Annotated in this window: 15 protein-coding genes; 12 read left to right on the top strand and 3 right to left on the bottom strand. The window is 68.5% G+C overall.

The genetic code is table 11. The features are described from left to right. Positions 1-371 precede the first annotated feature (371 nt). Complete coding sequence (locus tag HMPREF3014_RS27985) at positions 372-2,588, bottom strand: heavy metal translocating P-type ATPase (protein WP_003117471.1); 2,217 nt, start codon at positions 2,586-2,588, stop codon at positions 372-374. A 113-nt stretch (positions 2,589-2,701) separates the two neighbouring features. Here HMPREF3014_RS27985 and cadR point away from each other — a divergent pair, with 113 nt between their 5' ends. Beyond that, positions 2,702-3,172, top strand: coding sequence for a Cd(II)/Pb(II)-responsive transcriptional regulator (gene cadR, locus HMPREF3014_RS27980; RefSeq protein WP_003103716.1), 471 nt, complete (start codon positions 2,702-2,704; stop codon positions 3,170-3,172). An 8-nt stretch (positions 3,173-3,180) separates the two neighbouring features. On the opposite strand, the gene HMPREF3014_RS27975 is transcribed toward cadR, so the two are convergent. Further along, complete coding sequence (locus HMPREF3014_RS27975) at positions 3,181-3,525, bottom strand: hypothetical protein (protein WP_003092488.1); 345 nt, start codon at positions 3,523-3,525, stop codon at positions 3,181-3,183. 206 nt (positions 3,526-3,731) lie between these two features. On the opposite strand from HMPREF3014_RS27975, the gene ppc reads away from it, so the two are divergent. The 9 genes from ppc (at position 3,732) to HMPREF3014_RS27930 (ending at position 13,010) form a co-directional block, all read left to right on the top strand. Further along, positions 3,732-6,368 (top strand): phosphoenolpyruvate carboxylase, encoded by a 2,637-nt coding sequence (gene ppc / locus HMPREF3014_RS27970; protein ID WP_003103713.1) that lies wholly within the window; start codon positions 3,732-3,734, stop codon positions 6,366-6,368. Between the two features lie 160 nt (positions 6,369-6,528). After that, positions 6,529-7,176 (top strand): adenylate kinase, encoded by a 648-nt coding sequence (gene adk / locus HMPREF3014_RS27965; RefSeq protein WP_003092485.1) that lies wholly within the window; start codon positions 6,529-6,531, stop codon positions 7,174-7,176. 103 nt (positions 7,177-7,279) lie between these two features. Beyond that, positions 7,280-7,960, top strand: a complete 681-nt coding sequence (gene tsaB / locus HMPREF3014_RS27960; protein ID WP_003092483.1) for a tRNA (adenosine(37)-N6)-threonylcarbamoyltransferase complex dimerization subunit type 1 TsaB — start codon at positions 7,280-7,282, stop codon at positions 7,958-7,960. A 73-nt stretch (positions 7,961-8,033) separates the two neighbouring features. Beyond that, a complete protein-coding gene (locus tag HMPREF3014_RS27955) occupies positions 8,034-8,381 on the top strand; it encodes a hypothetical protein (protein WP_003453667.1) in 348 nt (115 codons plus the stop codon). Between the two features lie 18 nt (positions 8,382-8,399). Then, positions 8,400-9,266: a DUF72 domain-containing protein gene (locus HMPREF3014_RS27950; RefSeq protein WP_003098658.1), complete on the top strand. Its 867-nt coding sequence runs from the start codon at positions 8,400-8,402 to the stop codon at positions 9,264-9,266. A gap of 72 nt (positions 9,267-9,338) precedes the next feature. After that, on the top strand, positions 9,339-10,163 hold the full coding sequence (locus HMPREF3014_RS27945) for an isocitrate lyase/PEP mutase family protein (protein ID WP_003098657.1): 825 nt from the start codon (positions 9,339-9,341) through the stop codon (positions 10,161-10,163). A 4-nt stretch (positions 10,164-10,167) separates the two neighbouring features. Then, positions 10,168-10,863, top strand: a complete 696-nt coding sequence (locus HMPREF3014_RS27940; RefSeq protein ID WP_023087095.1) for an extensin-like domain-containing protein — start codon at positions 10,168-10,170, stop codon at positions 10,861-10,863. 55 nt (positions 10,864-10,918) lie between these two features. Further along, a complete protein-coding gene (locus HMPREF3014_RS27935) occupies positions 10,919-11,704 on the top strand; it encodes a class I SAM-dependent methyltransferase (protein ID WP_023087096.1) in 786 nt (261 codons plus the stop codon). Positions 11,705-11,732: 28 nt separating this feature from the next. Next, the gene (locus tag HMPREF3014_RS27930; protein ID WP_003117476.1) at positions 11,733-13,010 is read left to right on the top strand and encodes a cytochrome P450; all 1,278 of its coding nucleotides are present in this window, start codon (positions 11,733-11,735) and stop codon (positions 13,008-13,010) included. Positions 13,011-13,016: 6 nt separating this feature from the next. On the opposite strand, the gene mexL is transcribed toward HMPREF3014_RS27930, so the two are convergent. Further along, entirely contained in the window at positions 13,017-13,655 is a 639-nt protein-coding gene (gene mexL / locus HMPREF3014_RS27925; protein WP_003092468.1) for an efflux system transcriptional repressor MexL, read from the bottom strand. A gap of 95 nt (positions 13,656-13,750) precedes the next feature. Between mexL and mexJ the strand changes: the two genes are divergently transcribed. Both mexJ and mexK read left to right on the top strand, forming a co-directional pair. Further along, entirely contained in the window at positions 13,751-14,854 is a 1,104-nt protein-coding gene (gene mexJ, locus HMPREF3014_RS27920) for a multidrug efflux RND transporter periplasmic adaptor subunit MexJ (protein ID WP_003113855.1), read from the top strand. A gap of 4 nt (positions 14,855-14,858) precedes the next feature. Then, positions 14,859-17,936, top strand: coding sequence for a multidrug efflux RND transporter permease subunit MexK (gene mexK / locus HMPREF3014_RS27915; protein ID WP_003117477.1), 3,078 nt, complete (start codon positions 14,859-14,861; stop codon positions 17,934-17,936). Positions 17,937-17,968: the final 32 nt, after the last annotated feature.

Below are 17,968 nucleotides of genomic sequence, written 5' to 3'. Positions count from 1 at the left end.
TCCTCTGACAGGGATGCTGATTCCTTGGCTTTCATCTCTGGCCATTACCGTGGGCGCGTTTCCGGCCCTCCGGTCTTTTCTTCCTGCTCACTGAGCAAGCCTCTGCCAGGCCTCTGTTTCAGGGGCTTGGCGATTGGCCATGTACTTTTAGTGACTCCCCCGCTGGTTCAGGGGTTCAAAAAAAAATCTGAAATTTTCTGACTGAACAGTCGGCTTCCGGCGTGGTCGCAGAACGCCACCTCTGCTCACTAAAGCCCGTCCTACAGGGCTCTAGTCCACGAAACGCACAACTGCCGCAGCGCTCCAGGACGGAACACTCGGGCAGAAAAAAGCCCCACCTGAGTGGGGCTGGAGGAGGCCAGTGGGGCCTTTTAGAAACGCTTGCGCAACAGTCGCAGACCGTTGAACACCACCAGCAGGCTGGCGCCCATGTCGGCGAATACCGCCATCCATAGGGTGCCTTCGCCTGCCAGGGTAAGGGCGAGGAACACCGCCTTGATGCCCAGGGCCAGGGTGATGTTCTGGACCAGGATCGCGTGGGTGGTGCGCGACAGCCGGACGAATTGCGGCAACTTGCGCAGGTCGTCGTCCATCAGCGCGACGCCGGCGGTCTCGATGGCCGTGTCGGTGCCCGCCGCGCCCATGGCGAAGCCGATGTCGGCGCGGGCCAGGGCCGGCGCGTCGTTGATCCCGTCGCCGACCATGCCGACCCGCGAGCCGTCGGCCTGGCGCGCTTCCACTTCACGCAGCTTGTCCTCCGGCAGGAGGTTGCCGCGAGCTGCGTCGATGCCTACCTGGGCAGCGATGGCGGCTGCGGTGTGCGGGTTGTCGCCGGTGAGCATCAGGGTCTTCACGTCCAGCGCGTGCAGCTCGCGGATCGCCTCGCGGCTGCTGTCCTTGACCCCGTCGGCGACGGCGAAGAGGGCCCGCACGCGCTGCGGATCACACAGCGCGATGACCGTCTTGCCCTGGCGCTCCAGGGCGTCCAGGCGCTCTTCCAGGGCCGGCGAGCAGAGGCCCAGTTCCTCCACCAGGCGATGGTTGCCGAGGTGGTAGAGGACGCCGTCGATGCGTCCGCTGACGCCTCGTCCCGGCAAGGCAGCGAGGTCCTCGACCACGCCCAGGGCAAGGCCGTCCTCTTCCGCTGCGTTGGCCACGGCGCGCGATACCGGGTGGTCGGAACGCGCGGCCAGGCTGGCGGCGAGCAGGCGCGCATCCGTCCCGTCAGCCTCCGCGATCGGCAGGTAGTCGGTCTGTTGCGGTTTGCCATGGGTGATGGTGCCGGTCTTGTCGAGGGCGACCCAGGACAGCTTGCGCCCGAGTTCGAGGAACACCCCGCCCTTGATCAGGATGCCCAGGCGCGCCGCGGCGGAAAGGCCGCTGACGATGGTCACCGGGGTGGAGATCACCAGCGCGCAGGGACAGGCGATCACCAGCAGCACCAGGGCGCGGTAGATCCAGTCCAGCCAGGCGCCGCCGAACAGCAGCGGCGGCAGCACCGCGGTGGCGAGGGCGATGAGGAATACCACCGGGGTGTAGACGCGGGCGAAACTGTCGACGAAACGCTGGGTCGGTGCGCGGGAACCCTGGGCTTCCTCCACGGCGTGGATGATCCGGGCCAGGGTGCTGTCGTCGGCGCGGCGGGTGACGCGGTACTCCAGCGCGCCCTCGCCGTTGATGCTGCCGGCGAACACCGGCTCGCCGACCTCCTTCTCCACTGGCAGGCTTTCGCCGGTGATCGGCGCCTGGTTGACGCTGGAGCGGCCGCTGGTCACCTCGCCGTCGAGGGCGATGCGTTCGCCGGGCTTCACGCGCACGGTGGCTTCCAGTTCCACTTGCTTGGCCGGCAGCTCCTTCCATTCGCCGCCGACCAGCACGGTGGCCTGTTCCGGAGCCAGTTGCAGCAGGCCGCGGATGGCGTTGCGCGCGCGATCCAGGGACTTCGCCTCGATCAACTCGGCGATGGCGAACAGCACGCTGACCATCGCCGCTTCCGGCCACTGGCCGATGAGCACGGCGCCGGTCACGGCGATGCTCATCAGGGCGTTGATGTTCAGGTTGCGGTTCTTCAGTGCGATCCAGCCCTTGCGGTAGGTCGGCAGGCCGGCGCCGAGGATGGCCAGCAGGGCGAGGCCGGCGACCACCCAGTCCGGCGCCAGGCCGAACCATTCGACGATCTCCGAGGCCAGCGCCATCGCGCCGGCCAGGGCCAGCGGCCACCAGGGTTTCGCCGGCGCTTGCGAGGGGCCGTCGGTATTTTCGCCGGCATCCAGCGGCACCGCTTGCATGCCGAGGCCGGCGATCAGCTTCTGCAGCGGCTCGACGCTGTCGAAGCGATGCTGGACGCGCAGCAGGCGCTGCATCAGGTTGAATTCCAGCGACTCCACTGCCGGCTGGCGACCGAGGGCGTCGCGGATCAGGCGCTCCTCGGTCGGGCAGTCCATCGCTTCGATGCGCAGGTCGCTCCAGCGCAACTCGGCGTTGCCGGCCAGGGTTCCGATGGCGGCCACCGCCGGGCGAGGCGCGTGGCGGTGCCCATGATCATGTCCGTGACCGTGACAGCAAGTGTCGGCGTGTTCGTGGCTCATGGAAACAATTCCCGTTTGACGTGTTGGGTGCGATTGCACACCCTGTAGCAACTACAGAGTCAAGCGGTACTGCCAATTCGGGTAGCCGCGTCGGCGATTGGAGGAGGGTTGGCATGAAGATCGGTGAGCTGGCGAAGAGAACCGGTTGCCCGGTAGAGACCATCCGCTACTACGAGCGCGAAGGCCTGTTGCCCGAGCCCGCGCGTAGCGAAGGCAACTATCGGCAATACACCCTGGCGCATGTCGAGCGCCTGTCGTTCATCCGTCACTGCCGCTCGCTGGACATGACCCAGGAGGAAATCCGTACCCTGCTGGCGTTGCGCGACCGTCCCGAGGCGGATTGCGGCACCGCCAACCGGTTGATCGACGAGCACCTGCATCACGTCGAGGTGCGCATCGCCGAACTCCAGGCATTGCGCGAGCAACTGCGGGATCTCGGCTCACGCTGTACGGTCGCCGGCAACAGCCAGGCCTGCGGCATCCTCCGCGAACTGGAGCAGCCCGCGCCGCTGTCGCCAATCGCCGAGGAATGCGCCGAGGCCGGGCACATGCACGTCCCCGGCGTGCACCGCCGGCATGGCTGAAGCCGCGCTCAGTGACTGGAGGTGTCCTGTTGCGCGACCAGTTCGTGCAGGTACTTGCGCGAGAGCGACAGGAAGCGTGGGGTAGGGCCGACATCCTCATACAGCGGATCGCCCTGTTCGTCGGTGGCCACCACCTGACTCCCCTTCACGTAGGGAAAGCTCGCCTCCAGTTCTTCCAGGGCGGCGCCGACCAGCTCGCCCAGTAGTTCCTCGACGCTGCGCCGCGGATACATCTCGTGCAGCGCGGCGAGGCGCGCGGCGCTTTCGACGTCCAGCGGGATGCTGTAGTGGTTGCGGGCCATGCGGCCCTTGGCGGTGTGTTCCCAATGGCGGACAAGCTCACGGATCTTCATGCTGACCTCTTCAGCCCGGTCGTGGCGGGCGTGCTGGGGGGCCCTCGTGGGGCCGTGCCTCGGTGCGGGCACTTCCTTCAGACTAGACCCGATCGGCGCCGGCAGCCTCGCTTCCGGCCCGGCGGCGCCGTACTGGCACCCTGCGGGCTTGTAAGCGCGGGGGCGCCTGAGCCAAGCTGGTTTCCCACCCGCAGTGGAGACAGGTCATGCCGGAAATCGATGCGCGCCTGCGCGAGGACGTCCACCAACTGGGCGAATTGCTCGGCGACACCATCCGCGAGCAGTACGGCCCGCGGTTCCTCGACAAGATCGAGCTGATCCGCAAGGGCGCCAAGGCTGCCCGCCGCGGTTCCGCGGAGGGCGCCCAGCAGCTCACCGCCACCCTCGACGGGCTCGAGGAAGACGAACTGCTGCCGGTGGCGCGGGCCTTCAACCAGTTCCTCAACCTGGCCAATATCGCCGAGCAATACCACCGTATCCGCCGGCGCCGGCCGAACGAGCCGGAACCCTTCGAGAACCTGGTGCTGGAAGAGCTGCTGGGGCGTCTCAAGGACGCCGGGCATGCCCCCGGGCAACTGGCTCGCCAGCTCGCCGGGCTGGAGATCGAACTGGTGCTGACCGCCCATCCCACCGAGGTGGCGCGGCGCACGCTGATCCAGAAATACGATGCGATCACCGCGCAGCTGGCGGCCAAGGACCATGCCGACCTGCTGCCGGAGGAGCGCAGTCGCATCCAGCAGCGCCTGCAGCGGCTGGTGGCCGAGGCCTGGCATACCGACGAGATCCGCAAGGTCCGGCCGACCCCGGTGGACGAGGCGAAATGGGGCTTCGCGGTGATCGAACATTCTCTCTGGCAGGCCTTGCCGAACGTCCTTCGGCACGTCGACGAGGTACTCCTGCGCAGCACCGGCGAACGCCTGCCGTTGACCGCCGCGCCGCTGCGCTTCGCGTCCTGGATGGGGGGCGACCGCGACGGCAATCCCAACGTCACCGCCAGCGTGACCCGCGAGGTCCTGCTGCTGGCGCGCTGGATGGCCGCCGACCTGTACCTGCGCGATATCGACCGACTGGCCGCCGAGCTGTCCATGCAGCAGGCCTCGCCGCAGCTGCTGGCGCGGGTCGGCGATAGCGCCGAGCCCTATCGCGCCCTGCTCAAGCAATTGCGCGAGCGCCTGCGCGTGACCCGCAACTGGACCCACCAGGCCCTGGCCGGCGAGGTGCCGGCCGCGGAGGGCGTCCTGGAGCACAACCGCGACCTGGTCGAGCCGCTGCAACTGTGCCACGAGTCGCTGCACGCCTGCGGCATGGGCGTGATCGCCGATGGCGCGTTGCTCGACTGCCTGCGCCGCGCCGCCACCTTCGGCCTGTTCCTGGTACGCCTGGACGTGCGCCAGGACTCGGCCCGCCATGCCGCCGCGCTGAGCGAGATCACCGAGTACCTGGAGCTGGGCAGCTACGACGAGTGGGACGAGAAGACCCGCCTGGAATTCCTTCTCGAGGAACTGAACAGCCGCCGCCCCCTGCTGCCGGCGCACTACCAGCCTTCGGCGGATACCGCCGAGGTGCTCGCCACCTGCCGGGCGATCGCCGCCGCACCACCGGCGTCGCTGGGGTCCTACGTGATCTCGATGGCCGGCCAGCCGTCCGACGTGCTGGCGGTGCAACTGCTGCTAAAGGAAAGCGGCGTCGACTGGCCGATGCGCGTGGTGCCGCTGTTCGAGACCCTCGACGACCTGGACAACGCCGGCCCCTGCATGGAGCGCCTGCTGACGCTGCCGGGCTACCGTTCGCGGCTGTCCGGGGTGCAGGAAGTGATGATCGGCTACTCCGATTCGGCCAAGGACGCCGGTACCCTCACGGCGGCCTGGGCGCAGTACCGGGCGCAGGAGAAACTGGTGGAGATCTGCCGCCAGCACGAGGTCGAGTTGCTGCTCTTCCACGGCCGCGGCGGTACCGTCGGTCGCGGCGGCGGGCCGGCCCACGCGGCGATCCTGTCGCAGCCGCCGGGTTCGGTGGCCGGGCGCTTCCGGGTCACCGAACAGGGCGAGATGATCCGCTTCAAGTTCGGTCTGCCGGACATCGCCGAACAGAACCTCAATCTCTACCTCGCCGCGGTGCTGGAAGCGACCCTGATGCCGCCGCCGGCTCCGGAGCCGGCCTGGCGCGCGCAGATGGACCGCCTGGCGAAGGACGCGCTGCTGGCCTACCGCAGGGTGGTGCGCGACGATCCGCAGTTCGTCGAGTATTTCCGCCTGGCCACGCCCGAGCAGGAACTGGGTCGCCTGCCGCTGGGCAGCCGCCCGGCCAAGCGCCGCGAAGGCGGGGTGGAGAGCCTGCGGGCGATTCCCTGGATCTTCGCCTGGACCCAGACGCGCCTGATGCTGCCGGCATGGCTTGGCTGGGAGACCGCCTTGCTGAACGCCATCGAGCGTGGCGAGGGCGCGCTGCTCGGGCAGATGCGCGAGCGATGGCCGTTCTTCACCACCCGCATCGACATGCTGGAAATGGTCCTGGCCAAGGCCGACGCGGATATCGCGCGGCTCTACGACGAACGTCTAGTGCCGCTCGAGCTGCGTCCGCTGGGGCGTCGTTTACGCGACCTATTGTCGCAGGCGGTGCGCGTGGTGCTGGGACTGACCGGGCAGTCGCTGCTGCTCGCCCACGCCAGCGAGACCCGCGAGTCGATCAGCGTGCGCAACAGCTATCTAGACCCGCTGCACCTGCTCCAGGCTGAGCTTCTGGCCCGTTCGCGGCGCTGCCGGGGCGACGCCTGCGGCGGCCTGGAGCAGGCGCTGCTGGTGACGGTCGCGGGGGTCGCCGCCGGACTGCGCAACACCGGATGAGGGAAGGCGGGGGGCAACTTTCGGTGTCTTGTGCGGTGGGGGGGCGCTGTGTATCTTGGACAGCCTTTTCGGCGCCATACAGTGCCGTTTCCTGCAAATACGAGATTGGCCCCACGAGGCGGATCCAGACTTTCGCTTACCAATTCTAAGGAGCATATCGATGCGTGTGATTCTGCTCGGGGCACCCGGTGCCGGCAAAGGCACCCAGGCACGGTTCATCACCGAGAAGTTCGGCATTCCGCAGATCTCCACTGGCGACATGCTGCGCGCCGCAGTCAAGGCCGGCAGCCCGCTCGGCCAGCAGGTGAAAGGCGTGATGGACAGCGGCGGCCTGGTATCCGACGACATCATCATCGCCCTGATCAAGGAACGCATCACCGAGGCCGATTGCGCCAAGGGCTTCCTGTTCGACGGCTTCCCGCGGACCATCCCGCAGGCCGAAGCGCTGAAGGACGCCGGTGTGACCATCGACCACGTGGTCGAGATCGCCGTCGACGACGAGGAGATCGTGTCGCGTATCGCCGGTCGTCGCGTGCATCCGGCCTCCGGCCGCGTGTACCACACCGAGCACAACCCGCCGAAGGTCGCCGGCAAGGACGACGTTACCGGCGAAGAGCTGATCCAGCGCGAGGACGACAAGGAAGAGACCGTGCGTCACCGCCTGTCGGTCTATCATTCGCAGACCAAGCCGCTGGTCGACTTCTACCAGAAGCTGTCGGCCGCCGAAGGCACCCCGAAATACCACAGCATCGCCGGCGTCGGCTCGGTCGAGCAGATCACCGCGAAAGTGCTTTCGGCCCTGAGCTGATCCGCAGCGCTGTAGCACCGACGGCCCGCTTGCGGGCCGTCGGCGTTTCCGGGGCGGCGAAGGCTGGTACAATCGGCGTCTTTTTCACCACGCGGAACCGTCGATGTCCACTCTGTTGGCCCTGGATACCTCCACCGAAGCCTGCTCCGTCGCCCTGCTCCACGAGGGGCGGGCGCTCAGTCACTACGAGGTGATCCCGCGCCTGCACGCCCAGCGCCTGCTGCCGATGGTCCGCGACCTGCTCGACGAGGCCGGCGTCGCCCTGTCCGCGGTGGACGCCATCGCCTTCGGGCGCGGTCCGGGCGCCTTCACCGGCGTGCGCATCGCCATCGGCGTGGTCCAGGGCCTGGCCTTCGCCCTGCAGCGCCCGGTACTGGCGGTCTCCGACCTGGCGATCCTGGCCCAGCGGGCCTACCGCGAGCAGGGTGCGGAGCGGGTCGCCGCGGCCATCGACGCGCGGATGGACGAGGTCTACTGGGGTTGCTACCAGTTGCAACAGGGCGAGATGCGCCTGGCCGGCAGCGAAGCGGTACTGCCGCCCGAGCGGGTCGCCGTACCGTGGGACGCCGCTGCCGCGGACTGGTTCGGCGCCGGCACCGGCTGGGGCTACGTCGAGCGCATGCCGCAGCGCCCGGCCGCGCTGGACGCGAGCCTGCTGCCGCATGCCGAGGACTTGCTCAGCCTGGCCGGCTTCGCCTGGGCGCGCGGCGAAGGCGTGGAGGCGGAACAGGCGCTGCCGGTGTACCTGCGCGACAACGTGGCGACGCCGAAAAAAGCGCCCTGAAAATGCCGCGCAGCGGTAATTGCCAAGCCTTTCGGGGCTGGCTAGAGTGTGGAGACTTCCCCGGGTTTTGATCATGCGTATCGACGGACTTTCTTCCTCTTCGTTGCCGCTGGAGCGCAGCGCCCGACCGGGCTCCGCGGTCACGCCGTATCGCGACATGCAGCGCGAGGTCGAGGCGCGGCGCGAGCAGCCGGCGCCGGTTTCCGGCAGCCAGGGCTTCGAGCAGGCGCCGCAGGCGCGCAAGGTCCAGGCCAGTTCGGCGGGCGGCGACAGCCTGCCGGTCAGCGCCCGCGACCTGCTGGCGTTCCAGCGCCCGGTAAGCAGCCATGCGGCGATGGCCCTGGCCAGCTACAACTCCACCGCCAGCCTCAACATCGACGCCGGCGCCGAGGATGTCCTCGGCCTCGACCTCTACGCCTGAGCGGTTCCCTGCGCTCCCGTGGTTTCCCTTCCTTATTTCCTCGGTTGTCCATCCTGGAACGAGGCGGCCTGGCGCGGCAGCTTCTATCCGCGCGAATTGCGTTCCGCCGACTACCTCGGACACTACGGCGGCATCTTCAACGCGGTCGAGGGCAATACCACCTTCTATGCCCGGCCTTCGGCGGAAACCGTGCGGCGCTGGGCCGAGACGATGCCGGCGGGGTTCCGCTTCTGTGCCAAGTTTCCCCGCGATATCAGTCACGAAGGCGACCTGCGCGAACGGCTCGAGGCCGCCGGCGACTTCCTCGAACTGCTGGCGCCGCTTGGCGAAAGGGTCAGCCCGCTGTGGCTGCAACTGTCGGCGGCGTTCACCCCGCAGCGCCTGGGCGAACTGCTGTATTTCCTCGATGAGCTGAGTCCGCGACGGATTGCCGTGGAAGTACGCCACCCGGCGTTCTTCGACAAAGGCGAGGACGAGCGCCTGCTCAACCGCCACCTGCGCGAGCGTGGCGTGGAGCGCATCTGCCTGGATTCGCGGGCGCTGTTCAGTTGCCGTTCGGACGATCCGGCGGTGCTCCACGCCCAGTCGAAGAAGCCGCGCCTGCCGATCCGTCCGGCGGCCTTCAGCGATACGCCACAGGTGCGTTTCATCGGCGGTCCCGACCTGCCGGCCAACGAGGTGTTCCTTTTGCCCTGGGTCGACAAGGTGGCCGACTGGATCGAGGCCGGCCTGACTCCATACGTATTCCTGCATACCCCCGACAATCACCTGGCGGCCCAGCAGGCCCAGCGTTTCCATGCGCTGCTGGGCCAGCGCCTGCCAGGCTTGCCGGCGCTACCCGAGCCGATCCCGGCCCCGGAAGTGGAGCAACTGGGCCTGCTCTGAGCGCGGCGCTCGACGCTCCGCCGGCCTGCGCCTAGGCTAGGGAGTCCTTTCCCCGCCACGGAGCCCGCCGCCATGACCAGCCAACGCCAACGCGCCGAACGTTTCCGCGACCTGCACCAGGGGCCCGGCATGCTGGTCCTGCCCAATCCCTGGGATGCCGGTTCGGCGAAGATGCTCGCCAGCCTCGGCTTCGATGCCCTTGCCACCACCAGCGCAGGCCTGGCGTTCTCCCTGGGCCGGCGCGACGCGGAAGGCGCGGTGAGCCGGACCGAGGCGCTGGAAAACGCCCGGGCGATCGTCGCCGCCACCGATCTGCCGGTCGCCGCCGACCTGGAAAACGGCTACGGCGATGCTCCGCAAGACTGCGCCACGACCATCCGCCTGGCCGCCGAGGCCGGTCTGGTCGGTGGTTCCATCGAGGATGCCAGCGGGCGCGCCGGACAGCCCATCTATGAGTTCTCCGCCGCGCTGGAGCGGGTCGCTGCCGCGGTCGAGGCTGCCCGTGCGTTGCCATTTCCGTTCACCCTCTGCGCCCGCGCGGAGAACTTCCTGCATGGTCGGGAGGATCTCGACGACACCCTGCGGCGTCTGCGCGCCTACGCCGATGCCGGCGCCGATGTGCTCTACGCGCCCGGTTTGAACCGCCGCGAACAGATCGTCGCGGTGCTCGAAGCGGTGGCGCCGAAGCCGATCAACGTGCTGGTCGGTTCGCCGCGCCTGGAGCTGTCGCTGGACGAGCTGGAAGCCCTCGGCGTCAAGCGCGTGAGCCTGGGCTCGAATCTTGCCCGGGTCGCCTTCGGCGCTTTCCATCAGGCGGCGCAGGCGCTGGCGCGGCGCGACCTGGAAGCGACCCGTGCGGCGATGCCTTTCGACCGCATCAACGACCTGTTCCGCTGAACCCGTGCGCCGCCTGGCCTGGTTGCTGCCATTACTGCTGCTGGCGGGGGCCGTCGGCGCCCTGCGCTACCAGTGGCTCGATCTGCCGGCGCGCTGGAATCCCTGGCTGCCGCTGGACGTGCGCGAACCGCCGAACCTGCTGACCCGCTACAAGCTATGGCGGCTGGCCGACGACCGGAGCCTCTGCGACGCCGCCCTGGCCTCCTCGCAACTGCGCTACCAGCGGGTAGCCGACGACCCGCCATCGGCTACCTGCCCGTTGAGCAACAGCCTGCGCGTGCGTGGGGCGGCGCTGGAGTTGAGCAGCAGCTTTCTCGCCAGTTGCCCGCTGGCGGTGAGCTATGCGTTGTTCGAGCGGCACGTGCTGCAACCGGCAGCCCTGGACATCTATGGCCAGCCGCTGGCGCGGGTCGAGCATGTCGGCAGCTTCGCCTGCCGCAACGTCTACAACCGCGAGGACGGTCGGCGCAGCCAGCATGCCTCGGCCAATGCCCTGGACATCAGCGGCTTCCGCCTGGCCGACGGGAGGCGGATCCGCCTGGCCACGGACTGGGCCGGCGAGAGCGCCGACGGGCGCTTCCTGCGCCGCGTGCGGGACGGCGCCTGCGCCAGTTTCAATGCGGTGCTGGGGCCCGACTACAACGCCGCCCACCGGGATCACTTCCACCTCGACATGGGCCTATGGCAGGTCTGCCGGTGAGCGCGCGCGGGCCAACTCTGGCAAAATCCGCGCTTTCCCCGACGATTGCCCGACCATGACCGATTCCGCCGCTCCTCGCCTGCATGTCCAAGCCCTGTCCGCCGGTTGCGCCGAGGCTGCGCGGCGCTGGGCGGAGCGGCTCGGCCTGCCGCTGGCGGCGGACGACGAGGCGGAGTTCGCCGTGCAGGTCGGCGAGCAGGGCTTGCAGGTCTTGCAACTGGGGGCGGACTCCCCCGGTCCGGTGCGGGTCGATTTCGTCGAGGGCGCCAGCGCCCACCGGCGCAAGTTCGGCGGCGGCAGCGGACAGATGATCGCCAAGGCGGTCGGCGTCCAGCCAGGCATCCGTCCGCGGGTCCTGGACGCCACGGCCGGCTTGGGCCGGGATGGGTTCGTCCTCGCCAGCCTGGGCTGCGAGGTGACCCTGGTCGAGCGCCAGCCGCTGATCGCCGCCCTGCTCGAGGATGGCCTGGAGCGCGCCCGGCGCGATCCCGACGTGGCGCCGATCGCCGCGCGGATGCGTCTGCTCGGCGGCAACTCGGCGGACCTGATGCGCGTCTGGGATGGCGAGGCGCCGCAGGTGATCTACCTCGACCCGATGTTTCCCCATCGCGACAAGAGCGCATTGGTGAAGAAGGAAATGCGTCTGTTCCGGCCGCTGGTGGGCGACGATCTCGACGCCCCGGCGCTGTTGCAGGCGGCCCTGGCCCTGGCCAGCCACCGGGTGGTGGTGAAGCGCCCGCGCAAGGCGCCGATCATCGAAGGGCCCAAGCCCGGCTATAGCCTGGAAGGCAAGTCCAGCCGCTACGACATCTATCCGAAGAAGGCCCTGGGCAAGGGCTGAGTGTCGACACCGCAGGGAGGCGGCGAGCATGCAGCAGACCATCGATTGTCCGATTCGCCGGCGCCTGGCGCACCTGCCCTGGGCCAACGACGGGCGTGCCGGTGTCCGCCACTGGCTGGAGATGCAGCGCGATCCGCTGGCCTGGTTGCAGAAGATGCACGTCGCGCAGCCGGACCTCGCGGTTGCCCGCATGGGCCCGCAGCGCCTCTGGTGCCTGTTCCATCCGCAGGCGGTGCAGGAATTGATGGTCGATCGCCGCGATGACCTGCAACGCTGGCAGCCGGCGCTGTGCATGCTGAAACAGTGGAACGGGCGCAGCTTCATGATGCGCGAGGGCGCCCCCGCCCAGGCCCGGCGCAAAGAAGTACGGCCGCACCTGGCGCCGCCGCCGGCCAGCGAGGTTCGCCGCCTGGCCGCGGAGTGGGGCGAGCGGGTGGAGGAGGGGCGCGAATACGACCTCGACCTGGAAATGGCTGCGTTCAGCGTCACCCTCAGCGGTCACGCGCTGTTCGACGTCGACCTGCAACCGTCGGCCTATCGGATCGCCAAGGCGGTGCGCCTGCTGTCACGGGTGGCATTGCTGGAAATGAGCACCGGCCTGCCGCTGGGCCACTGGTTCCCGAGCAAACTGTGCCCGCGCAAGCGCTGGGCGCTGGGCCAGTTGCGCGAGGCGGTGGGCGAGGTGGCGGAGCGCTCGCCGCGGCCGCTGGCGGACCTGCGCGATGAACTCTGCACCCTGCTCATGGCGTCCCACCAGTCCACCGGCGTGACCCTGACCTGGAGCCTGTTGCTGCTGGCCCAGCGTCCCGAGTTGCTCGCGCGGCTACGCGCCGAGCTGGCGCGAGTGAATTGGACGGCGATCCGCTCGGTCGCCGACCTGCGCGATTGCGCGCTGCTCAGGGCGGTCCTGCAGGAGTGCCTGCGCCTGTACCCGCCGGCCTACGGCCTGGCGCCGCGGCAGGTGACGGCGGACATCGAGGTGTTCGGCCAGCGGCTGAAGCGCGGCGACGTGACCATGGTCTCGAGCTGGATCACCCAGCGCGATCCCCGTTGGTTCGAGGCGCCGCTGGAGTTCCGTCCCGAGCGCTTCCTCGAACCGGCGCGCTGGCCGCGCGGCGCCTACTTCCCCTTCGGCCTCGGCGACCGCGCCTGCCCCGGCACCGCGATGGCGATGATCGATCTGGCGGCGGCGCTGGCCTACTGGGTCGAGCACTGGGACATCATGCACGACGGCGACCTGGCGCCGCGCGGCTGGTTTTCCCTGCGTCCGCAGCGAGCGCGGGTGCGTTTCCGCCGTCGCGCCTGAGCTGCCTCAGCCGCCCGCGGCGAAGGCGCGCAGGAACAGCGCCACCACTTCTTCCACGTGCCGCTCGCCTTCGGCCTCGTCCAGCGGTTCGGCGCAGCCGATCAACAGACGGTAATTGGCGCAGCCCTTGACCAGCATGAAGAAGTGTTCGGCGGCGTGGCGCGCGTCCGGGAACGCCAGCTTGCCGCTGCGGCGGGCCTGCTCGAGGAGGCGTTCCATCTCGTCGATCACCTGCTTCGGCCCGGCCTCGAAGAACAGCTCGGAAAGCTTGGGGTTCTGCCCGGCCTGCGCGGCCATCAGGCGGGTCAGGGCGATCGCCTCGTGGCTGTTGATCAGCCGGTGGAAGCCGCGGGCGATATTCAGCAGGACCTTTTCCAGTGGCGCGCCTTCGGCCAGCTGGAAGTACAGGGCGGGAAGCTGCTCGGCGCACTTGGCCTTCACCGCTTCGCTGAACAGGGTTTCCTTGTCGGTGAAGTGGCTGTAGACGGTGAGCTTGGAAACGCCGGCTTCCGAGGCGATGGCTTCCATGCTGCTGCCGTCGTAGCCGTTGCAGAGGAACAGGCGCTTGGCCGCCTCGAGAATGGCTTCCCGTTTGGCCGGGTCCTTGGGCCGGCCGGGACCGACGGAGGAGGTGGATTCTGACATGCGCTTATACAATTGAAATACTGGACTGATGGGTTCTGTATTTTTACTATACCGCCCAGTATAAGAACTCGAACGCAGTTTGCGGAAGGTGTCACATGTACCGCCATATCCCGCTCGTCGCCCTGTCCCTGTTTTCCTCCCTGTTCCTCGCCGCCTGCGGCAACGGCACGCCGCCGCCAGCCGCGGCGCGTCCGGCGATCGTCGTCCAGCCCCAGCCGGCGGGGGAGGTGAGCCAGGCCTTTCCCGGCGAGATCCGCGCCCGCCACGAGCCGGAGCTGGCCTTCCGCATCGGCGGCAAGGTCATCCGCCGGCTGGTGGAAGTCGGCGAGCGGGTAAAGAAGGACCAGCCCCTGGCCGAACTCGATCCCCAGGACGTGCGCCTGCAACTGGAGGCGGCGCGGGCCCAGGTCAGTGCCGCCGAGGCCAACTTGCAGACCGTGCGCGCCGAGTACCGGCGCTACCGCACCTTGCTCGACCGCAACCTGGTCAGCCATTCCCAGTTCGAGAACATCCAGAACAGCTACCGCGCCGGCGAGGCGCGGCTGAAGCAGATCCGCGCCGAATTCAACGTCGCCGACAACCAGGCCGGCTACGCCGTGCTGCGCTCGCCCCAGGATGGCGTGATCGCCAGCCGGCGCGTCGAGGTGGGCCAGGTGGTGGCGGCCGGACAGACGGTCTTCAGCCTGGCCGCCGACGGCGAACGCGAGGTGCTGATCGGCCTGCCGGAACACAGCTTCGAACGTTTCCGCATCGGCCAGCCGGTGTCGGTCGAACTCTGGTCGCAACGCGACAGACGCTTCGCCGGGCATATCCGCGAGCTCTCGCCCGCGGCCGATCCGCAATCGCGTACCTTCGCCGCCCGGGTGGCCTTCGACGACCGCGCGACTCCGGCCGAACTGGGCCAGAGCGCGCGGGTCTACGTCGCCGCCGCCGAGGCGGTGCCGTTATCGGTTCCCTTGTCGGCGCTGACCGCAGAGGCCGGCCAGGCGTTCGTCTGGGTGGTCGAGCCGGGCAGCTCGACCCTGCGCCGGCAGGCGGTGCGCACCGGTCCCTATGCCGAGGACCGGGTGCCGGTGCTCGAAGGCCTGAAGGCTGGCGACTGGGTGGTGGCCACCGGGGTCCAGGTGCTTCGCGAAGGGCAGCAGGTGCGTCCGATCGACCGGGCCAACCGCACGGTGAAACTGGCGGCCAAGGAGTAGTCGCATGTCCTTCAACCTTTCCGCCTGGGCGTTGCAGAATCGCCAGATCGTCCTGTACCTGATGATCCTGCTTGGCGCGGTCGGCGCGCTGTCCTACAGCAAGCTGGGGCAGAGCGAAGACCCGCCGTTCACCTTCAAGGCCATGGTGGTGCAGACCAACTGGCCGGGCGCCAGCGCCGAAGAGGTGGCCCGGCAGGTCACCGAGCGTATCGAGAAGAAGCTGATGGAAACCGGCGACTACGATCGCATCGTGTCCTTCTCCCGCCCCGGCGTCTCGCAGGTGACCTTCATGGCCCGCGAGGACATCCATTCCAGCGAGATCCCCGAACTCTGGTACCAGATCCGCAAGAAGATCAGCGACATTCGCGCCACCTTGCCGCAAAGCATCCAGGGCCCGTTCTTCAACGACGAGTTCGGCACCACCTACGGCAACATCTATGCGCTCACCGGCAAGGGCTTCGACTACGCGGTGATGAAGGACTATGCCGACCGCCTGCAACTGCAATTGCAGCGGATCAGGAACGTCGGCAAGGTCGAGCTGATCGGCCTGCAGGACGAGAAGATCTGGATCGACCTGTCCAACACCAAGCTGGCCACCCTCGGCCTGCCCCTGGCGGCGGTACAGAAGGCGCTGGAGGAACAGAACGCGGTGGCCTCCTCCGGGTTCTTCGAGACCGCCAGCGACCGCGTGCAGTTGCGCGTTTCCGGGCGTTTCGATTCGGTGGAGGAGATCCGCGACTTCCCCATCCGCGTCGGCGACCGCACCTTCCGCATCGGCGACGTGGCCGAGGTTCGCCGCGGCTTCAACGATCCGCCGGCGCCGCGCATGCGCTTCATGGGCGAGGACGCCATCGGCCTGGCGGTAGCGATGAAGCCGGGCGGCGACATCCTGGTGCTGGGCAAGGCCCTGGAAACCGAGTTCGCCCGCCTGCAGCAGTCGCTGCCGGCCGGACTGGAACTGCGCAAGGTGTCCGACCAGCCGGCGGCGGTACGTACCGGGGTCGGCGAGTTCATCCGGGTGCTGGCCGAGGCGCTGGTGATCGTCCTGCTGGTGAGCTTCTTCTCCCTCGGCCTGCGCACCGGCCTGGTGGTGGCGCTGTCGATCCCGCTGGTGCTGGCGATGACCTTCGCCGCCATGCATTACTTCGGCATCGGCCTGCACAAGATCTCCCTCGGCGCCCTGGTGCTGGCGCTGGGATTGCTGGTGGACGACGCGATCATCGCGGTGGAGATGATGGCGGTGAAGATGGAGCAGGGCTACGACCGTCTCAAGGCGGCCGCCTTCGCCTGGACCAGTACCGCCTTCCCGATGCTCACCGGCACCCTGATCACCGCCGCCGGCTTCCTGCCGATCGCCACCGCGCAGTCCGGCACCGGCGAATACACCCGCTCGCTGTTCCAGGTGGTGACCATCGCCCTGGTGGTCTCCTGGTTCGCCGCGGTGGTCTTCGTTCCCTACCTGGGGGCCAAGCTGCTGCCGGACCTGGCCAGGTTGCACGCGCAGAAGCACGGCGGCAGCGCCGATGGCTACGATCCCTATGCTACGGCCTTCTACCAGCGCTTCCGGCGTCTGGTGGAGTGGTGCGTGCGCTACCGCAAGACGGTGATCGTCCTGACCCTCGCCGCCTTCGTCGGCGCGCTGCTGCTGTTCCGCCTGGTGCCGCAGCAGTTCTTCCCGCCCTCGGCGCGCCTGGAGCTGCTGCTGGACATCAAGCTGGCGGAGGGCGCCTCACTGCGCTCTACCGGCGAGGAAGTCCAGCGCCTGGAAAAAATGCTGCAGGGCCATGACGGCATCGACAACTACGTGGCCTACGTCGGCACCGGCTCGCCCCGCTTCTACCTGCCGCTGGACCAGCAATTGCCGGCGGCCAGCTTCGCCCAGGTGGTGGTGCTGGCCAAGGACCTGGAGAGCCGCGAGGCGCTGCGCAAGTGGCTGATCGAGCGGATGAACGAGGACTTCCCGCACCTGCGCAGCCGCATCAGTCGCCTGGAAAACGGGCCGCCGGTGGGCTATCCGGTGCAGTTCCGGGTTTCCGGCGAGGACATCCCGCAGGTTCGCGAACTGGCACGCAAGGTCGCCGACAAGATGCGCGAGAACCCGCACGTGGTGAATGTGCACCTGGATTGGGAAGAGCCGAGCAAGGTGGTGTACCTGAGCATCGACCAGGAGCGCGCCCGTGCCCTGGGGGTGAGCACCGCCAGCCTGTCGCAGTTCCTGCAGAGCGCGCTGACCGGCTCGCACGTGAGCTTCTTCCGCGAAGACAACGAGCTGATCGAGATCCTCCTGCGCGGCACCGAGCAGGAGCGTCGCGACCTGTCGTTGCTGCCGAGCCTGGCGGTGCCGACCGAGAATGGCCGGAGCGTGGCGCTGTCGCAGATCGCTACGCTCGAATACGGCTTCGAAGAGGGCATCATCTGGCACCGCAACCGCCTGCCGACGGTCACCGTGCGCGCCGATATCTACGACGATTCGCTGCCGGCGACCCTGGTCGCGCAGATCGCCCCGACCCTGGAACCGATCCGCGCCGAGCTGCCGGACGGCTACCTGCTGGAGGTGGGCGGCACGGTGGAGGACGCGGCGAAGGGCCAGAGTTCGGTGAACGCCGGCGTGCCGCTGTTCATCGTGGTGGTGTTGAGCCTGCTGATGGTGCAGTTGCGCAGCTTCTCGCGGATGGCGATGGTATTCCTCACCGCACCGCTGGGCCTGATCGGCGTGACCCTGTTCCTGCTGCTGTTCCGCCAGCCGTTCGGCTTCGTGGCGATGCTCGGGACCATCGCCCTGGCCGGCATGATCATGCGCAACTCGGTGATCCTGGTGGACCAGATCGAACAGGACATCAGCCATGGACTGGATCGCTGGCACGCCATCATCGAGGCTACCGTGCGGCGTTTCCGGCCCATCGTGCTGACCGCGCTGGCGGCGGTGCTGGCGATGATCCCGCTGTCGCGCAGCGTGTTCTTCGGGCCGATGGCGGTGGCGATCATGGGCGGGCTGATCGTCGCCACCGTGCTCACCCTGCTGTTCCTGCCGGCGCTCTATGCCGCCTGGTTCCGCGTGAAGAAGGACGAGGCGCGGGCCTGACGGGAGAAGGGGACGGGGCGATCGCGCCCCGT

This window comes from Pseudomonas sp. HMSC065H01 (genome assembly GCF_001815235.1).
Taxonomy (GTDB): domain Bacteria; phylum Pseudomonadota; class Gammaproteobacteria; order Pseudomonadales; family Pseudomonadaceae; genus Pseudomonas; species Pseudomonas aeruginosa.
This window is presented reverse-complemented; position numbering and strand designations above follow the sequence as displayed.

Bases quoted from the DNA above. Each gene is read 5' to 3' on its own strand.
- tsaB (WP_003092483.1), top strand. From the start codon at position 7,280: ATGTCCACTCTGTTGGCCCTGGATACCTCCACCGAAGCCTGCTCCGTC.
- HMPREF3014_RS27985 (WP_003117471.1), bottom strand. From the start codon at position 2,588: ATGAGCCACGAACACGCCGACACTTGCTGTCACGGTCACGGACATGAT.
- HMPREF3014_RS27935 (WP_023087096.1), top strand. From the start codon at position 10,919: ATGACCGATTCCGCCGCTCCTCGCCTGCATGTCCAAGCCCTGTCCGCC.
- mexJ (WP_003113855.1), top strand. From the start codon at position 13,751: ATGTACCGCCATATCCCGCTCGTCGCCCTGTCCCTGTTTTCCTCCCTG.
- HMPREF3014_RS27975 (WP_003092488.1), bottom strand. From the start codon at position 3,525: ATGAAGATCCGTGAGCTTGTCCGCCATTGGGAACACACCGCCAAGGGC.
- adk (WP_003092485.1), top strand. From the start codon at position 6,529: ATGCGTGTGATTCTGCTCGGGGCACCCGGTGCCGGCAAAGGCACCCAG.
- ppc (WP_003103713.1), top strand. From the start codon at position 3,732: ATGCCGGAAATCGATGCGCGCCTGCGCGAGGACGTCCACCAACTGGGC.
- mexL (WP_003092468.1), bottom strand. From the start codon at position 13,655: ATGTCAGAATCCACCTCCTCCGTCGGTCCCGGCCGGCCCAAGGACCCG.
- HMPREF3014_RS27930 (WP_003117476.1), top strand. From the start codon at position 11,733: ATGCAGCAGACCATCGATTGTCCGATTCGCCGGCGCCTGGCGCACCTG.
- mexK (WP_003117477.1), top strand. From the start codon at position 14,859: ATGTCCTTCAACCTTTCCGCCTGGGCGTTGCAGAATCGCCAGATCGTC.
- HMPREF3014_RS27955 (WP_003453667.1), top strand. From the start codon at position 8,034: ATGCGTATCGACGGACTTTCTTCCTCTTCGTTGCCGCTGGAGCGCAGC.
- HMPREF3014_RS27945 (WP_003098657.1), top strand. From the start codon at position 9,339: ATGACCAGCCAACGCCAACGCGCCGAACGTTTCCGCGACCTGCACCAG.
- cadR (WP_003103716.1), top strand. From the start codon at position 2,702: ATGAAGATCGGTGAGCTGGCGAAGAGAACCGGTTGCCCGGTAGAGACC.